Below are 20,415 nucleotides of genomic sequence, written 5' to 3'. Positions count from 1 at the left end.
TGGTTATAGATATAATCATATATTAGAATTTTACTAATAAATGTCTAAGTGATACAATAAATTTTGTAATAAGGTTTGCAGGGCTTAAAAATATTAGACTTAAATAAATATTGGATTAATCGATTACAGGAGGAATATTTATGAATGAGCAATTAAAAAGAACGGATGAGTATAAAAAAATGTCTTTTGAAGAGACAATGAAATTTGTTGAAACAACGAAAGAAGGATTGTCTACTAAAGAAGCAGATATTCGGATTAGTAAATATGGATATAATGAAATAGAGGAAACGAGCAAGAATCGTTTTATTGAATTTTTCAAACGATATTGGGGACCTATGCCATGGCTATTGGAATTTTCTATCGTTTTAACTATCATATTGAAGCATTATACGGAAAGTGTAATCATTTTTGTGTTATTAACTTTAAATGCGATTATTGGTTATTTACAATCACAGAATTCACAAAAAGCAGTAGAACTACTAAAAAAGAAGTTGGAAATTAATGCAAAAGTATTGCGAGATGGTAAATGGATATTAAAAGATGCAAAACACATTGTGCTAGGAGATATCATTAATATTAAACTAGGAGATTTAGTCCCTGCAGATGTTGCTATTATAAGTGGAGAAGTATCAGTGGATGAATCTTCATTAACAGGGGAATCTTTGCCTAAGGATATTCATCAATCAGATATTATTTATTCGAGTTCAATTATTAAACGTGGAGAAGCCAAATGTGTAGTAATTAATACTGGAGCAAATACTTATTTTGGTAAAACCGTTGAACTAGTAAAAATTGCCAAGCCTAAATCAAAACAAGAAGAATTAATGCTTACTATAGTAAAATACATGATGTATTTAGGGATTATAGCATCAGCCATCGTATCCATATATGCTATTTTTCTTCACAAGGATATTTTATTCATTCTATCATTTATCGTTGTTTTCCTAATTGGAGCAATTCCAGTAGCTTTGCCAGCAGTACTTACAATCGTTCAAGCGGTCGGAGCATTAGATCTTTCTAAAAAGGGAGTATTGGTAACGAAACTGGATGCAATTGAAGATGCAGCATCTATAGATATATTTTGCTTTGATAAAACAGGAACAATCACTCAAAATAAATTGTCAGTTGTGGATTGTATCGCTTTTGGAAAATATAATAGTGAAGATGTTATTAGAATGGCGGCGTTAGATTCAAAAGAGGAAGGAATGGATGCTATAGATTTATCCATCATTCATCATTCGAAAACGTTAAAAATTAATTTTGATGGATATGAACAAATTTCCTATATTCCATTTGATCCTGCGAATAAAATGACACAAGCAGTTGTAAAAATCAAGGGAGTTAGCCACAAGATAATGAAAGGTGCAGTGCAAACAATTATTGGGATAAGCACAGATATAGATGATATAACGCTTGCAATGATCAATAAAGCAGTGGAGGGATTCTCACAAAAAGGATCTAGAACGATTGCAGTTGCAATGACAGAAGAAGATAATATTAAATTTGTAGGATTATTAGCGATAGCGGATCCGCCTAGAGCCGATTCAAAAAGCATGATAGCAGAATTACGAAGTCTTGGTATAAAATGTATCATGCTTACCGGAGATAGTATAGCTATTGCACAGGAAATCTCAGAACAAGTAGGGATCGGAAATCGGATTATGCGACCGAAAGACTTGGAAGGACTAGACCATGAAAAACAGCTAAGTTTAATTAAGGAAAGTGATGGTTTTGCTGAAGTATATCCGCAGGATAAGTATAAAATAGTAAAATTGTTACAGGATAGTGGACATATGGTAGGTATGACTGGGGATGGGGTAAATGATTCACCAGCATTAAAACAAGCAGAACTTGGAACTGCTGTAAGTGAAGCGACTGATGTTGCAAAAGCTTCCGCAAGTATCGTGTTAACCAAACCAGGATTAAGTGAAATAATAGATGCAATAAAGATAAGCAGACAAACATATCAAAGAATGCTAACCTGGGTAATTAATAAAATCACTAAAGTTGTTGAAGTTGTTGTATTGTTTACAGTTGGATTTTTCTGGTTTCATGATATTGTTATTTCTCTTTTAGGAATGACATTGCTGGTATTTGCAAATGATTTTGTGACGATGACGATTGCTACTGATAATGTAAAATCGACTGAAACTCCCAATATATGGAATGTTAAGAATATTACATCAGCAGCTTTCATGCTTGGAGTGCTTTTTGCCATTGAAGATTTATTCTTGATTTTTATTGGACTAAAATGTTTTCATTTAGAACTTGATAAAATCCGCACCTTAGTTATGTTGAGTCTTGTTTTTAATACGCAATGTAGAATACTAATTGTAAGAGAAAGAAAACATTTCTGGTCATCCATACCAAATAAGAATATGTTACTAGTAAATATAGCAACGATTTCAGGTTTCGCATTACTTGGTATATTTGGGGTGTTTATTCCTAACCTATTAATCAGTCAAGTATTTATAATACTGGTAACCGCTATTATTTTTATGGTTAGTGTCGATTTTGTTAAGTTCTATTTATTTAAAAAATTCCTTTAATATAATTTCAATGATAAGCTTCAAAACTTTTATTATAGTATAATAGAAATTTTTAATTTAAAGATAAAGTTGAGGAAAATGAGACGTGAGTAGATTCGCTATTGAAAATTTATTTGGAATGAAAGGATTTAATATAGCCTGGTATGGTGTAATAATAGGGTTAGGTATCTTATTGGGTGTGGTATTGGCCTGTTATAGGGCAAATAAAAGTGGGTATGAATCTGATTTGATATTTGATTTCATGATTATCGCTCTTCCTGTCGCAATCATATGTGCTCGTTTATATTATGTGAGTTTTGAATGGGAAGCATATGCAAATAATCCATTGAAAATATTTGCAATTAGAGAAGGTGGATTAGCAATTTATGGAGGAGTCATAGGAGGTTTCTTATCAGCAATTGTTTTCTGCAAGATTAATAAATTCTCGCTTTTAAAATTAATTGATTTAGTAATACCAAGTTTAGTATTGGGACAAGCGATTGGACGATGGGGAAATTTTATGAATCAAGAAGCGTATGGTGAATTAATTACAAATACAAAACTTCAATTCTTTCCTTATGGCGTATATATTAAAGCTGTATCAGAATGGCATCAGGCTACTTTCTTTTATGAAAGTATGTGGAATATAATACTGCTTATACTATTATTGATAATCGCAAGGAAAACAAAGAAGAACGGAATTTTACTTGCAACTTATTTTATTGGTTATGGATTAGGAAGGCTAATAATAGAGGGATTTAGAACAGATAGCCTCTACTTATTTGGGAATATCAGAGTATCACAGATGTTATCATTGTTATTAGTGATTGGTGGCTGCATTTTGGCTAGATTTATAATGAAAAGAAAAATACCAGTTAATGATTACAATGGGAAATATTTAAATCACAAATAATATAATAAATCAAAACTATGTGATAAGGTCACCGATAATAATTGTAAAGATGATATACTTAAACTTATTTAAACTAAAAGGTTAAAACTAAAGGAGAGTGATTTCATGGTTGAATATAAGAATTAATCAATAAACAATCTGAGTGCTTTGCTTATGTGAAACCATAATAATTTATGATATGATATGTTGTATAAGTTATGATAAGAAGAAAAGTTATTCAGACTAGAGAGGAAGCACATAGATGGCTCACAAATTTGATGTAAATAATAAAAGTAAACTAGATAATCCGAAACGTAGAGAGATGTTGCCTGCAAATAAAGTCTTAACTGTAATTGGATTGAAAGCAGATGATAAGTTTGCGGATATTGGGTGTGGTATTGGGTATTTTTCTATTCCAGCGGCAGAATTAATTGGACAAGAAGGCATGGTCTATGCTATGGATGTTGAGTCAGAAATGATAGAAGAACTTAACAAAAAAGTAGATGAGCGTGGGATATCTAATATTCAGACAATTATAACAAAAGAATATGATTTTAAGTTGAAAGGGGAGCCAATCTCATATGCGTTTATGTGTACGGTCCTACATGAAATAGAAGATAAAGTAAGGTTTGTAAATGAAGCTAAGCGAATTCTGTTTGACGGTGGAAAAATTGCTATTGTTGAATGGATAAAGCGTGAAAGTGATTGGGGGCCTCCTATCAGTCATCGGTTGGATAGTGGTGAAGTGAAACAGATACTTATAGATTGTGGATTCAAAGAAATATCAATCGTTGAACTAAACGAGCATTTTTATATTGTGATGGCTACTTATTCTATTTAAAAAAACAAGGAGGAAATTTTACAATATTTCCTTCTTGTTTTCTTTAGTTCAGTAATAACTATTCTGATTCAAAACATACTCTTTTTAATTCTAATATAGTAGCTGCACCTGCAATTGATGTACCAAAAAATAAGACATCTTTATTCAGGTTTAAGAAATTTACAATCGTTCCATTACAGATGGTGCTTCCTGTACATAAAATGATATCGGCCCAATTGATTACTTCATCATAATCATTAATACCATGTTCAACTTTAATACAATATCTTAATTGACCGACATTGTCTGGATTTAAGTCTAGCACTCTTAAATCAAAAACTGCCGCTAAATTTTCTAGTATGGAAGGTTGATATCCAATTAAAGCAATTTTAGGGTTATTATAATGGTCTTTCATATATGGTACAAATTGTTTCCCACATAATTCAGGCCCATCATTTTTACAATGGATAGTATGATCTGCGAGATCTAGTTTCCTCATAACTGCATTCATGGTTGAAATAAATAATCCTCGACTATGATTATCATTCATTAAGTCCAACTCTAGTATTTGAGATAACGTTCCGCTAAAGATTGAAGGTGCATCAGTAAAGGCCTGCCCATAGAAACCTTGATACTCGGCCTGAAGCATTACTTCTTTACCTGTCAGGATGGGAAAATCTTTACGCTCGGTGATGCCTATTGCTTCTTCAGGAGAAAGTGACCGGGATTTAATAAGAACTAAATCAGCTTGTATATTATTATTAATTATAATTTTTTCAAATTCATCTTTTAATTTATTGTATAATTGGTCTTCTGTCATATAATTACTCCTTTTGATATGATGTTTGATATTATACCACATTTCATATGGTGATTCCTAAAAATTCATTGGCTCGTTTATCCTGATATGGGTAAAATAATTTCTTGTTTTCTCTGACTTCAATTAATTTCCCATCAATTATAATTCCGATTCGTTCAGATAAATTAACAGCTTCCTGAAAATTATGAGTGATAATTATTATAGTACAATCAAATTTTTGACGAATATCTTTGATAAGTTGATACATTTTTTCTTTTGTGATAGGATCCAGTGCGGAAAAAGGTTCATCTAATAATAAAATATTAGGATTTACAATTAATGCCCTTGCCAATGCGGTTCGTTGGCACTCTCCACCACTTAGTGTTCCTGGATAACAATTGAGTATATTATGAATTAATAAAATTTGAGAAATTTCATAAACCTTGTCCTTGATTATAGCTCTTGGAACTTTACTCATTTTAAGGCCATAGCTGATATTTTGGAATACTGTCATATGAGGAAATAAGCAATAATCCTGATAAACAACTCCAATACCACGCTGTTCAACTGGGATAGACAAAACATTAACTCCACAAATTAATAGTTCACCTGAAAATTTCCTATAGACACCGGATATAGATTCCAAAAGCAAAGTTTTTCCGGCTCCTGTTTTACCTATAATAGAAAAAATCTCATTTTTACATATCTTTAAATTAATTTCACTTAATGAAAAATTTCCTTTTTTAATATTAAAATCAATTAATTCAACAGCTGAGTCCATTATATCAGACCTCCATTCGATTGTATGCAACGCGATTATGGTTCAACAAAAAAATTAATCCATGCATAACAGTGGATATCATTAATAGAATAATAGCGGAAGCCATTGCCATATCATTATTTCCAACAGATATATTCAGGTATATATTTGTTGGAAGTGTTTCAGTTTTCATACGTGTGCATCCTACAAGCATTAACGTAGCACCAAATTCTCCTAATGCTCTTGACCAAGTAAGTATCATGGTACTAAGTATTGATTTTTTTGCGATTGGAAGTGTAATTGTTATAAATTGGCGAAATGAAGATGCACCCAAAGTACCTGCAATAAATTCTAAACGTTTATTCACTTGAGAGAATGCGGTTATCATTAAATTAATACAAAATGGTAAATTTACAATAATATGTGCCATAATAATCCCATTTTTATTAAATACAACCGGAAACCCCATCTCCTTAAGCATTTTACCGAGAGGAGATGAAAAAACAATTAAAAGACATAATCCTAATACTAAATATGGGAGAACCAATGGAAGTCCTATTATTAAACAACATATTTTGTTTAGGAAAAAATCAGTTCTTGTAATTGTGTATGCAACCGGAATAGATACAGCAATACATATTAATGTTGATATACTTGAAGTATATAAACTCATCTTTATTGAAAACTGCGTTTCTTCGTTAAGAAGAGCAGTTTTCAATGTAGGAAGTCCTTTTATAAGTATCGACAATATTACAGCACCAATAAATAAAGTGACTAGAATTGTAATGAAATAGCATATTACTTTGAAAAAATGAACGTTCCTACGTTTTATTTTCATATCGTTATTTAACTATTTCATAGCTATTATTAATCCAGATATTTTTAGCTTCATCAGTACCTAGATATTCTAAAAATTCGGTTAGGGCATCTTTATCTTTGTTAAAGCTAAGTGTTGCTGCGGGTACTGTTTTAATATATGAATCTAACTCTGTAGTACTTACTATATCTAATTTAGTTGCATTTTCTTTCCATATTATTGTCGCATCTGCTTCATCATTTTCTATAGTAGTAGAAAGAGCCGGTGCTGTTGTTGTTCTTGCGATTACATTTACTTTGGTAAGAATTCCAATATCACTTAAGGCTTTATTGGCTATTTTACCAATTGGAGTAGATTCATTATCTCCTAATACTGTTTTTATTTCAGTCTGAGTTAAACTGGATAATCCTGTTATTTTTTTTGGATTTCCTTTTTTAACAGCTAATACTGGAATATGTTTTACTAAATCGATACTTGATGTAATGTAATTTTGCACAGGAACTAATTCATCAGCTGATCCAGCAATAAAAAGGTCTCCTTCATTTGAAATATTAATTTGTGATTGGATTTGACCTGCGTTAGCATAGGTTACATTGATTTCACAACCTGTTTTTTCTTTAAATGCTTTCGCAATTTCTTCAAATGGATTCGTCATCCCAGCTCCACAGTAAATCATTAAGTCGTGACCTACCAATGTTTGCGTATTTTCAACTGTGACAGTGGAATTAACTGTAGAAGAATCTGTGTTTTTTTGACATCCTGTAATAGTGAATAAAATGGTACATAATACAAGTAATACACTAATCTTTTTCATAATCTCTCCATTCCGCGCCATATCTTATAGGGCACAACCTCTTAATTAAAAATGTAACCGAAAAAAATTGAGTAATTATTTTGAATATAGTTAAATTTAACTGATTTTATCAGATTATATTTTTTACTACAATAAACGTAACATACATATTTTTATAGATGATTTATATATTTATTATCTTTTTAGTCATAAGTAAAATAGATGGTTAAATATAATTTTCGAATATTTGTGCAATATGTATATGAATCGGTTTTATACCTATGGCTATTTGCTATAAAACAATAATATTAATTACTTTAATGTAAAACAATAAAGTAATACCATTGCATATTGATGTAAAGCGACAGGAGAAATTGACAAGAGAAATTAGGCATAAAGTATTTGACATATGAACTAATTCTGATACAATATATTAAGGGCATATGCTAACAATTATGATAATGAAATATAAAATAAGAAAGTTATGAGGGTATAGTAGACGTGGATGCAGAACTAGAAATAGCAGAAAAGACTCATTCAGAGCTTGCAATAGCATATTTTAAAGAGGGTTATAATTGTTCACAATCCGTATTTATGGCATTTTGTGATGATTATGATATGGACCTTGAAATGGCGCTAAAAATCAGTTCTTCTTTTGGAGCAGGGATGGGAAGGCTAAGGGAGGTATGCGGAGCAGTAACTGGTATGTTTATGGTCGCGGGGATGATATATGGATATACAGATCCAAAAGATCATACTTCGAAGACCGAGCACTACAAAAGAATTCAATATCTTGCTAAAGAGTTTGAGGAAAAGAATCATTCTATAATATGCAGGGAGTTATTGGGATTAGGTGTAGGTAAGGATAGTCCAGTACCTGAACTTCGCACAGCAGAATACTATAAAAAGAGACCTTGTGTAGAGCTTGTTGGTATGGCGGCAGATATCATGGAAAAGTATATTGAAGAAAACAGATAAAAAAGTTAAAAATATAGATAAAACTACAGATTAAAACATAGAACAGGATTGTTACACGGTTGAAGTGTACCAATCTTTTATTTTTTTTATTTGGGTTTGACAAAAAAACAATTGAATAGTATCATAGTAATTGGCATATGCCCATAATAAGAAAATAAGAAAGAGAGGTTACCATATGAAAATTGCAATATCAGCAACGGGTCAGAATAAAGATAGCATACTGGATAGAAGATTTGGTAGGTGTGATTATTTTTTGATTTATGATACAGAATCAACGGAATATAAAGCAATTGAAAACAACGGTGAATCTTGCGGAGGAGGAGCAGGGATTGCAGCAGCAAGTCAGGTGATAGAAGAAAATGTAGCAGCAATTATTACCGGGAATCTTGGACCTAATGCATATGAACTGTTAGAAAAAGTAGGAATCAAAGCTTATAGCTGTGATGCACTTCCAGTATTTAGAGTACTTGAAATGTTTGAAAAACAACATCTTTCTAAGATTGATGCTGCAGGAAATGCGCATAATGGAATGAAATAGATAAAATAAGGAGAGTTGGCATGCATATAGCAATACTGAGTGGAAAAGGAGGAACCGGAAAAACAACGGTATCTACTAATCTCGCAATGACATTGGGTGTTAGTTATGTTGATTGTGATGTAGAAGAACCAAATGGATTTATTTTTTTGAATCCGTCTATTCAAAAAAGTGAAGATGTTTTTATGGAATATCCTGTCATTGATCAGAGAACGTGCGTATTATGCGGCGCCTGTGCAAAAGTATGCCAATTCAATGCATTAGCAAAAGCAGGAAAAGAAATCGTTGTTTTCGAAAAATTATGCCATGACTGTGGAGCATGTAGTCTGGTCTGCAAGGTAGGCGCATTAACTTATGCGAAACGTTCCATAGGTAAACTGGAAAGCGGAGTTGCAAAAGAAATTACTTGCCACAGAGGTATCCTAAATGTGGGAGAGCCTATGGCAGTACCTGTTATTAGAAAATTGCTCAGCGGTTTATCAACAGAAGACCACTTCATTGATTGTCCACCCGGAACCTCATGTAGCGTTGTAACTGCTTTGAAATATGCAGATGTGGCGATATTAGTTACTGAGCCATCTGAATTTGGACTTCACGATTTAAAAATGGCCATCGAATTGGTGAAACTTTATAAAATACCATATGGAATTATAATTAATAAAGATGATGAAAAAGAAAATATGATAAAAAGCCATTGTATAGAAAATAAAATCACATTATTAGGAACAGTTCCTTACAGTATGGAAGCAGCAGCATTATACTCAAAAGGAATTATGTTGTGTGAAGATGAAATTTATAAAAAACTATTTATTGGGATAGCAGAAAAGATAAAGGAGATATTTGCATGGTGATATCAGTGTTAAGCGGAAAAGGCGGAACAGGAAAAACAACCGTGGTTGCAGCTTTATCTGAACTTGCCCAAGAAGTAATTAAAGTAGACTGTGATGTGGATGCACCAAATCTTTATTTATTCTATAAAGGAGTGGATGTCGAGAAGAAAGATTTTTACGGCGGTAAAAAAGCGGAAATAAATAAGAACCTTTGTTTTGAGTGCGAAATCTGTGAAGAAGTTTGTAAATTTGGTGCTATTACAAATTGGGTAGTTGACCCGTTTGCCTGTGAAGGTTGTGGCGCATGCACAATCGTTTGTCCACAGAATGCAATTTCGCTAGTGGAAGAAAAGACGGCAGATACATTCTTAACAAAAACAGATAAAGGAATCATTTCAAGAGCTATGATGGGAGTTGGAAGTGATGGATCAGGTAAACTTGTAACGTATCTTAGAAAAAATGTGAAGCATTTTGAAGAGGATAATGGCATTACAATTATTGATGGTTCACCAGGAATCGGATGTTCTGTAATAGCCTCCATTACCGAAACAGATGTTGTGCTCATAGTTACAGAACCTACCAAATCAGGGCTAGATGATTTAAAAAGAATACTAGTACTGGCAGAACGTTTTGAAACCCAGGTTATGATCTGCATCAATAAATATGATATTAATCTGGAAATGGCTTCTCAGATTGAAGCTTACGCAAAGGAAAAGAATCTTTTTGTAGTAGGCAAAATACCGTTTGATAAGAAAGTTATGGAATCCGTTAATACATTAAGGCCGATTACAGAATTTGAAAATAGTTCTGCAAGAAAAGCCATTGAGGCAATGTGGATTCAGATGAATCGTGTTATGAATGAAAAATAATAATTGGAGGAAATGAAAATGAAAGTAGCAATAGCAAGTGATGGAATTATGGTAAGTGGACATTTTGGATTTTGTGAAGGTTTTACAATGTATGAAACTGAGAATAATCAAATAGCAAACAAGAGTTTAGTCGCAAATCCTGGACACAAACCTGGGTTTCTTCCAGTATTTTTAAAAGAACAGAAGGCAGACGTTATTATTGCTGGAGGAATGGGTGAAACAGCTCAGAATCTATTTAATGAACAAGGAATTGAAGTCGTTGTTGGAGCACAGGGTCTTTTAGATGATGTTATAAAACAGTATATGAGCGGAGCGTTAAAATCAACGGGAAGCGTATGTACGGAACATACGCACGAAGATCATTGTAACGATTAAGAAAGTTGGGACTTTCCGGAGGGTACATTTTTGTACCCTTTGGAAAACCTAAATGCAAAATAGAAGAAGAGGACAGAATTTGATGGGACTGAAAATTACTACTTTGATTGAAAATAATCCTGATGATAATGGCCAGTTACTATTTGAACATATAATTGTTGGCTGTTCTCATATTGGTATAGTCAATATAATGAAAACAATCTCAGAAAGAATTAATATCCCAATTTATGCAGTGATTGGTGGGACTCATTTGATTGAAGCGGATGAAGTTAGAATGAAAAAAACAATCGATGCTTTTAATGAAATGAAAATACAATTAGTTGCAGTGTCTCATTGTACTGGTGAAGAAGGAATTTGTCTTATTAGTCAAGAAATGAAAGAACAATATTTATATAACAATACGGGAAAAGTGATAGAAATCTAATACTTAAATATTATGAGGGACCTTGTTGAAATATGACAGAGTCCCTTTTTGCAACGATTGTATTTATAAAAATCACTTAGCACTTAGTGGAGGAGTTTATTGACATTTACAATAAATCGGATATTATTATAAGTAAGGAAACTTAATGACAATTTAAATGAACCTATATTTAAATATAGCTGTATAAAGCAATCGTTATTATTAAGGAGAAAACATGGCGAGACCTACAAAACTAAGAAAAATTGAACATATACCAGCGATACCATATTTCGTACCATCTGAAACAGAAGTAGCTGAATTACCGGAAAATATTTTGAAGCTGGAAGAATTAGAAGCGATTCGCTTGAAAGATTTAGAAGGATTAGAACAGGGCGAATGTGCGGAGCGAATGGAAGTATCGAGACCGACATTTCAACGTATTTTATTATCAGCAAGAGAAAAAGTAGCAGACAGTTTAATCAATGGAAAGATGATACACATAGAAGGCGGTAATTTTACACGTAATATCTGTCCAATCCAATGTAAAGACTGTGGAAAAGAATGGAAAGAAAGCTTTGAAAATCTTGAAGCAATTAAGAGTGGTAAGTATGTATGCCCGGATTGTGGCTCTGTTAATGTAATCTGTGAGAATAATTGCAAGGATAAATTTTGTCACAAGAATTGCTGGCGCCATAGAGGTATGGATTTTTGATATGAAAACAGGATATAATGAAGAATACGGTGTCATAAGGTCAATGTCTGAGAAAGCATTGGTTTTAGGGCACCTTTTTGGTGATCAAAAATTATTGGTATCGTATTAAGCCACCTTAATAACTTATGAACAATCTAAAATCTAAATACAATATTGACATATGCCCATAATTGAATTAAAATATTTAATGAGCATAAGACCAGAATATATAGTTGTTGTAGGGCCTTATAAATAGTAATAAAAATAGATAATAGTAATAGCAAGGAGTAATTATCATGCAAAAAAAAGAAGCAAATAAAAAAGGTGCATTGCAACCAGCACCAAAAGTTTTGGTTTCATGTCGAGGATTAAATGGAGAAAACAATGCACTGGCAGTAGGATATTGTGGCAATTGCAGCTATGCGCCTCCTATGATTATGGTTGGAATCGTACCAACAAGGTATTCCTATCAGATGATAAAAGAATCAGGATGTTTTGTCGTAAATATAACAGATAAGAATTATCAGGAAACGTTTGATTATCTGGGTAAAAAAAGTAGAAGAGATTCTGATAAGTTAAAAGATATGAATGTTAAATTAACAGAAGGTAAAATCGTAAATGCGCCGATATTAGCAGATTGTCCTGTTAACATTGAATGTACAGTAGTTGATTCTATTATAACAGGTTCACACGAAATGTTTATTGGAAAAGTTGAGTACGTGCATGCAGATGCAAAGCTAGTTGATGAAAATGGTAATATTAAATTTTCATTGATTGACTTCATTTAATCAAATAAAAAAAAGAATTGGAGTAATAAAATGAAAGAAAAAGAAAAAGATTGTTCTGAGAGCGAGTGTACAAAAGAATCATGTGAGGGCTGCGAAAATAGCAAACAGAGCATGCTTGAGGATTTAAATCAATATAGTTCAATAAAGAATGTAGTTGGAGTTATAAGTGGTAAAGGTGGAGTTGGAAAGTCATTTGTCACTGCTATGCTAGCAGTATTATTGAATAGAAAAGGCTATAAGGTAGGAATTCTTGATGCTGATATTACAGGACCATCTATTCCGAAAATGTTTGGAATTACAAAAAAAGCGATGGGAAATGAATTGGGAATTATACCGGAATCTACAGAAAACAATATTAAAATAATGTCAGTAAATCTATTGTTAGAGAAAGAAGACTCACCAGTAATCTGGAGAGGTCCGATATTGGCTAATACTGTAAAGCAATTCTGGACTGAGGTTGTATGGGAAGATTTAGATTATTTATTCATCGATATGCCACCTGGAACAGGTGATGTACCTCTTACAGTATTTCAGTCAATTCCATTAGATGGAATCGTAATTGTATCATCTCCACAGGATCTTGTTTCTATGATTGTTAAGAAGGCATATAATATGGCAAAAATGATGAACATACCTATTTTAGGTTTAGTTGAAAATATGAGCTACATACAATGTCCAGATTGTGGAAAAAAAATAAATTTATTTGGTGAAAGTAAATTAAATGAAATTTCAAATGAGATAGGTGTTGATATTTTGGGTAGAATTCCTATTGATCCAACCATTGCAAAACTAGTTGATGAAGGAAACTTTGAGACATTTTCATGTGATTATTTATTTGATGCTGCGGAAAAAATTAATAATATCTTTACTAAAAATATGTAATGATTATGTTGACTAGTACGTGATAGCATTAAGCGACGTTTATACTCACAAATTAAGGAACTGTCAGTGACACTTATGTACTTGATTTAGCTTGAATTATGAACACTCCTTCCATAATCATATAATTTATACTAATATTGTTTATGAGTGGAGATAACCATTGGAACAAAACCATCTTAGTATCGGTATGTAGGCACCAGATTTTACTAATCTATTTGGGTTTTCAAGTGTTATTTTCTGTATCACAAAAAATAGCTTAAAGTTATTTTCGGTAAATTAAAATAAGAAAGCACCATTTGTGCTAAGATTCAGTTTGGGAAAACTAAATTGACACAAGAGAGGTGCTTTCTATGTATACTAATATACTATGAAGAAATAACCTTATATAGTTAGAAGACATTCTTTGCAATACAGTTCAGAGATTTTCGCTACAGAAGCAAGAAGAGAGGTTGCTTATAAATAATATTAAAATAGATAAACAATTAAAAAGAAAAAAATATATAAATGGTTGATTTTACCATAAAAAAGTTATATTGTAAATATATTATACATATTGGAAAAATATGTATAATAAGGGGAAAGGTATTATGATGTTGTTTTAAACTTAGCAGTCGTGAAAGGGGAAAAATTATTTTATTACAAGATTATATTAAAAATTTTAAATTGTTTTTCAGCCAGAGTCGTTGCTGTAGATGTTGAAATGCAGAAAAAGATTGGGAGTGCACACTGATAAAGAATGAGTTATAGAAATAATAATGAGGGGAAATACAATGAAGAGAAGAATACTAATATGTATATCAGTTATTGTATTGGTATATACAGGAATTGCAAAGAGTAATGTAATAGCAGAAGAAAATGTGACAATTGACACAAAAGAAAAAGAAACTACAGTATATAATTTGAATAATCTTGATGATGATTCTGTAAATCAAATGATACAAAATTTAATGGAAAAATCAGGATTTCCGGGCGTATCAGTAGCTGTGACAAATGGAGCAGAAACAAAATATTATACATACGGATATTCAGATATTTCAGATGAAAAACTAGTTACAGAAAATACATTGTTTCAGTTAGGCTCATTGACAGAATCTTTTACGGCTACAGCGGTGATGCTTCTTGTGAATGAGGGGAAAATATCATTGGATGATGATGTTTCAAAATATATACCATGGTTTATGATGAAACATAACGGGACTGTACAAAAAATCACAATTAGAAATTTACTGTATCATATGAGTGGAATAACGAGCTTAACCTCATTTAATATTCCAGAAGGAATAGGTGATACAATGCTTGAAAAAACAGTACGTATGGTTGCTGATACTAGTCTAGATAATATACCAGGTCAGGTAAAGCGAATATTAAGTGTTGATTATGATGTGTTGGCGCTTACTATTAAATATGTTACAGGCGAGAACTATGACGAGTATATCACGAAAAATATATTGCAAACGTTATCAATGAGTAACACCTTTTTTGATACAGATAAGGCAAATACAACGGGAAATATGGCGTCTGGATATAAAAGAGAATTTGGTCATATGATAAAATATATATCGCCAAGATATGATGGGGACATTGCTGCAAATTATATGATTACAAGTGCAACAGATATTGGGAAATGGCTTGGAGCACAGCTACTAAATAGTGATAATGAAGAACTAAATAATGCGATTAAGAACACACATGAAATTGGGGAATTTACTAGAGAACGTATATGCGATATTGATCAATATACTAAAACAAATTCGAATGAAAGAAATTACTACTATTATGCAAATGGTTGGGGCATTACAGAGGATGGTATGCTACTTACATATAATGGATTTACGCCATGTTATTCATCTGTAAATAAGATATTGTATAATAATAACGTTGCAATATCAGTATTATGTAATACAAATGGATTAGCCGCAGATCGTATTCTGAAAAATATTACAAATATGGTATCTAATAGAGGATCGATATTGAATTATCAAAAAGGAACGAATATACAATTAGATGATAGAATGAGTATAACCGCTGCTGCAATTTTGGCACTCCTCGCTTTGTCAATTATGAGGTTGATTTATATTATAGTAAGGCATAAATCTAAGCCATCAATGAGTATATTTTTAAAAACTTTGGTATGTGTGTTTCTAGTAGCTTTTTTATGTGCATGGCCGACATTAATGGGATATAGTTTTAAATTGATATATATATGGTATTCACCCGCAATTTTAGTGGCTAATTTTTCTGCAGTACTAACAATCTCTATTTATTATGTATCAATATTGATAAAAAAGTATAGGAAAGTTAACATTGTTGCCAAATAACAGTAGAAATCCTCCACAAGAATCTATAAAAGAAAAATATAGATTAGAAATGGAAATTAAAGAAAGAGAACACCAATATCAAAAAAAATTGTCCGATTGTTAGTTTTGCTGGAAAAGAAGATAAAACGACAGAGTGTGCTAAATGTGCGTGGAGGTAATTATGAAGAGGTATAGAAGATTTACGATTATGTTGTTGATTGCGATTATGCTATTACAGTCAATTATGGGGATTAGGGTGTATGCAGCATTGGAGACGATAACCAAGTCTGATGATAATTCAGTAAAGTCGACTAATACAGTCGATTATGACAGTATAGGTAAACAGATTGAGGATTACGTAGAAAAGAATAAGGATGCTACTGCTGGCATGAGTGTGTCAGTCTTTGATGATAAGAAAGTGTTATATACTGGAAGCTTTGGATATTCAGATATGGCTAATAAGGTGTCAGTGGATTCTTCAACAGTGATGGATTGGGGCTCTGTTACTAAGATTTTGACTTGGGTTAGCGTAATGCAGCTTGAGGAACAAGGAAAAATCGACTTGGAAAGTGATATTCGTAACTATCTTCCAGAGAATTTCCTTCACAATCTTAAGTTCGAAAAGCCGGTTACTATGCTTAATCTCATGAATAATGATGCAGGCTTTGAAGAAAATTTTATGGGGATGTTCACTAACGATGAAACGCAGATAATATCGTTAGAAGAGTATTTGCGAAATCATCAGCCAGCACAAATTTACGAGCCTGGGACAGTTTGTGCGGGAACGAACTGGTCTACGGCTCTTGCAGGATATATTGTACAGCGTGTTAGTGACAAGGATTATGCACAGTATGTCAAAGAGAATATATTTGAACCATTAGGCATGAAAAATGCTGCTATTTCCCCTGATTTAAGCGATAACCAGAAGGTTAAGGAAAATAGAAAACAATTAAAGACATATAGGTCAAATCTTAAAGAGATAAAGCCTAATGTGACATATATTAACATATCACCAGCAGGCGGCTGTGTTTCTACAATTGGTGATTTGACTACATTTGCAAGAGAATTACTTAATGAGAATACAAAGCTTTTTAAGAACCCTTCTACTTATAAAAAATTGTTTACACCTAGCTCGTACTATGACGTTTCTGGGGTTGGACGCAATTATCATGGAATGTGGGCTTCTACAAAGTATGCTTTACGAGTGGTTGGACGGGACGGTAACACAGCTGGTTGTTCCTCTAATCTATTAATAGATTTGGATAATCGTGTGGGCATAGTTATTCAAACTAACGTAAGTCAGGAAAGTAAGTATATAAAGGGATTGCCGGACTTGCTGTTTATGCAGTATGAAAGTAATAATGCGAACGAAGCTTATCGTGTGTTTAATCCTAAGACTTATCAGACGGGATTGCTTAAGATATTACGTTTGTCAAGCATAACAACTTTTAAGTCGAAAGAGTTCTACACTAAAGTTAATGTTGGTGGTGTTGAGAAGATAGAGCAAAAGGGAAGCGACTACCTGATTGTTGATACAAAAGATTTCTTGATGGATTATGTTACTTTGGGGCTTTACATTGCAGTGATGGCTTTTGGAATAATTAGTGTATTTGTTGGCTTTGTCAAAAATAAGATTCTTAAAAAAGGCAAAAAGACTTTGGCTGGCTGGGCAACTGGTGCGTTAGTACTTACATATGTACCCGTGATAATAATGGAAGTGTTGCTTAGATATCAGCCTAATGTTGCAAATCTTTGGTCAGCGGCAACGTTTCAGGCGATTTCAGGGGCTATATTTGTGGTGACTTTAGGAATGGCTGTGATGTTCGTTCTTGGATTGGTTAAGCTGTTGAAGACCCCTAAAATGAGCTTGTTAAAGTCACGTGTGGCGTATCTTGTGCTTGTAGAGCTGTCAATTGTGATTGCAGTATTTAATTCTATTTATTGGAATTGGTGTATGTTTTGGCTGAAGTAAAGTGAGGTATAATGAATATATACTGAGTGTACAGAAGTGTAAATAAAATACTATCTAATACATCTATTAATATTGTATTGCGTGTATTGTTTGCGCTATCATCTGTAGTTACAGTCACAAAGAATAGCAATAGCGTATAATCCATATGATATAGCTTATGTGAAATCAAATAATATAAATAATATTTCTGATAATACGTTAGATGACATTATAAAAAATGGGGGAGATACTTTAATTTCAAATAGGACATTGGAGATTAGTACGAAGATTACCATTACAAGTAGTGGAAATGAAAACATTGATAAAATCCAGTTTTTTAATAGATCTATCATATTATTTGTAAATAAAATCAAGAATAATTTAGGCTAAATATTATAAAAATAGCTAATATTCAAATTAATTGAATATTAGCTATTTTTATATCTATGAATATTAGATTATATCTATTAAAATTTAAATTGTATACTTATCAACTTCTTCGATCATTTCCTTTGTCATGGCAGTAAGTGTTTGTGCGGCCGCGGATACTTCTTCTGTAGAGGCGTTCATTTCTTCAGAAGAGGCGGATATTTCTTGAGATGCAGCTGAAACGTCTAAGGAAACTGAAGAGATTTCATCTACCCTATGTAAAATTACATTTTTATCATTGTCTATATCTTCAGCGGATTTTTTTACAGCTTCGATTTTAGGAATTACTTCATTTACTGCTTCTATAATTTTCTTAAATGAAATAATTGAATTATCAATGATAGTTATTTGACTTAATAGTTCCTGGTCCATCTCAACAGAATCTTCAACAATACCCTCAGTATTTTTAGATATACCATTAATCAATCTGCTAATATTTACTGAAGATAATCCAGATTGTTCTGCAAGTTTTCTTATTTCATCGGCTACAACAGAAAATCCTCGACCGGCTTCTCCTGCCCTGGCGGCTTCAATCGCTGCATTCAATGCCAACAGATTAGTCTGATCTGCAATATTATTTATCATATTAGTGATTTCATTAATTTCATTAATATCTTGTCCAAGTCCGATGATTTTACTATTAAATGTTTTGAATGAAATACCAACTTTTGTTACAGATTCATTTAGTTGATTCATATCATTTCCACTCACTTTTGCCATTACACTTATTTCCCTAGAATTAGAATCTACAATTATTATTTCATTAAGCATTGAAGATAACTTATTGCTAAAGTCATTCAGAATATCTGTTACATTAACTAAGCTCTGTGATTGGCCACTTGTTCCTTCTGCAATATCGCTAATTGCTTCTGTAACATTTTGTGAGACATTTGCAATCTCTTCTGATACAGTTGCTAAGACTTCTGATTGTGAATTAATGTTAGTAGAATTCTCTTTTATTTGGCGAATCATTACTTTAAATGATTCTTGCATTATATTCATTGAATTGGACATAGCTCCAACTTCATCATTGAATTTTAAATATTTAGGTGATACATCTTTAGATAGATCACCTTGCGCGATTAATTCCATATGTTTTGAAGTTGATTTAATTCCTTTCGCTATCATATTTGAAATAATATATAATAGTACAAATCCAGTTATTATAAAAAATGCAGATAAAAATGAATTATAAATTATTAAATCATTCAATTCTGAAAAAATTTCCTTTTCATCAATGACAACTGCCACAGACCATTCAGTTCCCTTAATAGGAGCGTAACCTGCAAATTTAGATACTCCTTCATAGGAATATTTTTCTATTCCAGTTCCGCCAGACCCCATTTTCGTTTCCAAATTGGCTAGTGGCTGAAGGCTTGTATCCTTTTTTGCTTCTTCTATTGGGTTATACATTTTTAAAACCAAGTCATTATTCGGATTAGCAATAATGACGCCATCTTTTTTTATCATAAATGCACTACCAGTTGTTCCGAATTTAAGTTGATTCGTTATGTCGCTTAATTTAGTGCTATAATTTGCTTCTAATAAAGCGCCAACAATTTTACCTTCATAGGTTATAGGTACTGCAAATATAACGATTATACCATCATTACTTGTTTTTGATAGAACGGGGTCTGATACCACGCTATTACCATTCAGTACACTTTTAAAATATCCTCTATCACTGACATTGGCAGTACTTCCATCTGGCAGATACATAACTCCGTTTGTATCTGCGTATGAAATACTATAGCAACCTCTTCTTTTGACTTCACTTGCAAGAAAGGACAGTTTGCTTTCTAGTGAAAAATTAGGGTCGCTTAGAACCGGAAACGCTGCTGTTGCTTCTAATGAATCTAGCTCTCCCTCGATTTCATTCTGAGTGCAAAGTTTATAATAAGAATGTAGGAAAAATACGAAATAAAAATGTCGTATAATCTACATTCTTATTTTGTATTTAAGGCAAATTTGATACACT

Annotated in this window: 20 protein-coding genes; 15 read left to right on the top strand and 5 right to left on the bottom strand. The window is 32.4% G+C overall.

Annotated elements, in window-relative coordinates:
* The first annotated feature begins 140 nt into the window (after positions 1-140).
* The 3 genes from BMY18_RS19265 (at position 141) to BMY18_RS19255 (ending at position 4,261) form a co-directional block, all read left to right on the top strand.
* Positions 141-2,549, top strand: coding sequence for a plasma-membrane proton-efflux P-type ATPase (locus BMY18_RS19265; protein ID WP_092457793.1), 2,409 nt, complete (start codon positions 141-143; stop codon positions 2,547-2,549).
* Positions 2,550-2,634: 85 nt separating this feature from the next.
* Positions 2,635-3,441, top strand: coding sequence for a prolipoprotein diacylglyceryl transferase (gene lgt / locus BMY18_RS19260; RefSeq protein ID WP_242941084.1), 807 nt, complete (start codon positions 2,635-2,637; stop codon positions 3,439-3,441).
* 241 nt (positions 3,442-3,682) lie between these two features.
* Positions 3,683-4,261, top strand: coding sequence for a class I SAM-dependent methyltransferase (locus BMY18_RS19255; RefSeq protein WP_092457790.1), 579 nt, complete (start codon positions 3,683-3,685; stop codon positions 4,259-4,261).
* A gap of 58 nt (positions 4,262-4,319) precedes the next feature.
* On the opposite strand, the gene BMY18_RS19250 is transcribed toward BMY18_RS19255, so the two are convergent.
* The 4 genes from BMY18_RS19250 to modA form a co-directional block, all read right to left on the bottom strand.
* Positions 4,320-5,060 (bottom strand): Rossmann-like domain-containing protein, encoded by a 741-nt coding sequence (locus BMY18_RS19250; RefSeq protein ID WP_092457787.1) that lies wholly within the window; start codon positions 5,058-5,060, stop codon positions 4,320-4,322.
* A 43-nt stretch (positions 5,061-5,103) separates the two neighbouring features.
* Positions 5,104-5,820, bottom strand: coding sequence for an ATP-binding cassette domain-containing protein (locus tag BMY18_RS19245; RefSeq protein ID WP_092457784.1), 717 nt, complete (start codon positions 5,818-5,820; stop codon positions 5,104-5,106).
* A gap of 4 nt (positions 5,821-5,824) precedes the next feature.
* Positions 5,825-6,547 carry an ABC transporter permease gene (locus BMY18_RS19240; protein WP_242941083.1) on the bottom strand — a complete coding sequence of 241 codons (723 nt, stop codon included), beginning with the start codon at positions 6,545-6,547 and terminating at the stop codon, positions 5,825-5,827.
* 94 nt (positions 6,548-6,641) lie between these two features.
* Positions 6,642-7,430, bottom strand: a complete 789-nt coding sequence (gene modA / locus BMY18_RS19235) for a molybdate ABC transporter substrate-binding protein (RefSeq protein ID WP_242941082.1) — start codon at positions 7,428-7,430, stop codon at positions 6,642-6,644.
* Between the two features lie 480 nt (positions 7,431-7,910).
* On the opposite strand from modA, the gene BMY18_RS19230 reads away from it, so the two are divergent.
* The 12 genes from BMY18_RS19230 to BMY18_RS19175 all read left to right on the top strand — a co-directional run bounded on the left by BMY18_RS19230 (position 7,911) and on the right by BMY18_RS19175 (position 18,398).
* Entirely contained in the window at positions 7,911-8,387 is a 477-nt protein-coding gene (locus BMY18_RS19230) for a C-GCAxxG-C-C family protein (protein ID WP_242941081.1), read from the top strand.
* A 175-nt stretch (positions 8,388-8,562) separates the two neighbouring features.
* Positions 8,563-8,925 (top strand): NifB/NifX family molybdenum-iron cluster-binding protein, encoded by a 363-nt coding sequence (locus tag BMY18_RS19225; protein ID WP_092457775.1) that lies wholly within the window; start codon positions 8,563-8,565, stop codon positions 8,923-8,925.
* Positions 8,926-8,945: 20 nt separating this feature from the next.
* A complete protein-coding gene (locus tag BMY18_RS19220; RefSeq protein ID WP_092457772.1) occupies positions 8,946-9,773 on the top strand; it encodes a 4Fe-4S binding protein in 828 nt (275 codons plus the stop codon).
* Positions 9,767-10,621 (top strand): ATP-binding protein, encoded by an 855-nt coding sequence (locus tag BMY18_RS19215; protein WP_092457769.1) that lies wholly within the window; start codon positions 9,767-9,769, stop codon positions 10,619-10,621. The genes BMY18_RS19220 and BMY18_RS19215 overlap by 7 nt, the downstream gene beginning before the upstream one ends.
* 18 nt (positions 10,622-10,639) lie before the next feature.
* Positions 10,640-10,996, top strand: a complete 357-nt coding sequence (locus tag BMY18_RS19210) for a NifB/NifX family molybdenum-iron cluster-binding protein (RefSeq protein WP_092457766.1) — start codon at positions 10,640-10,642, stop codon at positions 10,994-10,996.
* A gap of 52 nt (positions 10,997-11,048) precedes the next feature.
* Positions 11,049-11,420 carry an MBL fold metallo-hydrolase gene (locus BMY18_RS19205; RefSeq protein WP_092457763.1) on the top strand — a complete coding sequence of 124 codons (372 nt, stop codon included), beginning with the start codon at positions 11,049-11,051 and terminating at the stop codon, positions 11,418-11,420.
* A gap of 214 nt (positions 11,421-11,634) precedes the next feature.
* Positions 11,635-12,111, top strand: a complete 477-nt coding sequence (locus BMY18_RS19200; RefSeq protein ID WP_092457759.1) for a DUF134 domain-containing protein — start codon at positions 11,635-11,637, stop codon at positions 12,109-12,111.
* Positions 12,112-12,386: 275 nt separating this feature from the next.
* Positions 12,387-12,878 carry a flavin reductase family protein gene (locus tag BMY18_RS19195; protein ID WP_092457756.1) on the top strand — a complete coding sequence of 164 codons (492 nt, stop codon included), beginning with the start codon at positions 12,387-12,389 and terminating at the stop codon, positions 12,876-12,878.
* A gap of 30 nt (positions 12,879-12,908) precedes the next feature.
* Complete coding sequence (locus tag BMY18_RS19190; protein WP_092457753.1) at positions 12,909-13,760, top strand: Mrp/NBP35 family ATP-binding protein; 852 nt, start codon at positions 12,909-12,911, stop codon at positions 13,758-13,760.
* 770 nt (positions 13,761-14,530) lie between these two features.
* The gene (locus BMY18_RS19185) at positions 14,531-16,078 is read left to right on the top strand and encodes a serine hydrolase domain-containing protein (protein WP_170841506.1); all 1,548 of its coding nucleotides are present in this window, start codon (positions 14,531-14,533) and stop codon (positions 16,076-16,078) included.
* A 160-nt stretch (positions 16,079-16,238) separates the two neighbouring features.
* Complete coding sequence (locus tag BMY18_RS19180; protein ID WP_170841505.1) at positions 16,239-18,029, top strand: serine hydrolase domain-containing protein; 1,791 nt, start codon at positions 16,239-16,241, stop codon at positions 18,027-18,029.
* 159 nt (positions 18,030-18,188) lie between these two features.
* Positions 18,189-18,398 carry a hypothetical protein gene (locus BMY18_RS19175; protein WP_092457744.1) on the top strand — a complete coding sequence of 70 codons (210 nt, stop codon included), beginning with the start codon at positions 18,189-18,191 and terminating at the stop codon, positions 18,396-18,398.
* An 84-nt stretch (positions 18,399-18,482) separates the two neighbouring features.
* Here the strand turns inward: BMY18_RS19175 and BMY18_RS19170 are convergent, their stop codons facing one another.
* Positions 18,483-20,228 carry a methyl-accepting chemotaxis protein gene (locus BMY18_RS19170; protein ID WP_278281137.1) on the bottom strand — a complete coding sequence of 582 codons (1,746 nt, stop codon included), beginning with the start codon at positions 20,226-20,228 and terminating at the stop codon, positions 18,483-18,485.
* Between the last annotated feature and the right edge of the window lie 187 nt (positions 20,229-20,415).

It is taken from the genome of [Clostridium] fimetarium, from assembly GCF_900111235.1.
GTDB classification, from domain to species: domain Bacteria; phylum Bacillota; class Clostridia; order Lachnospirales; family Lachnospiraceae; genus Clostridium_N; species Clostridium_N fimetarium.
Note: the sequence above shows the minus strand (reverse complement) of the source record. Positions and strands in the feature narration are given on the sequence as shown.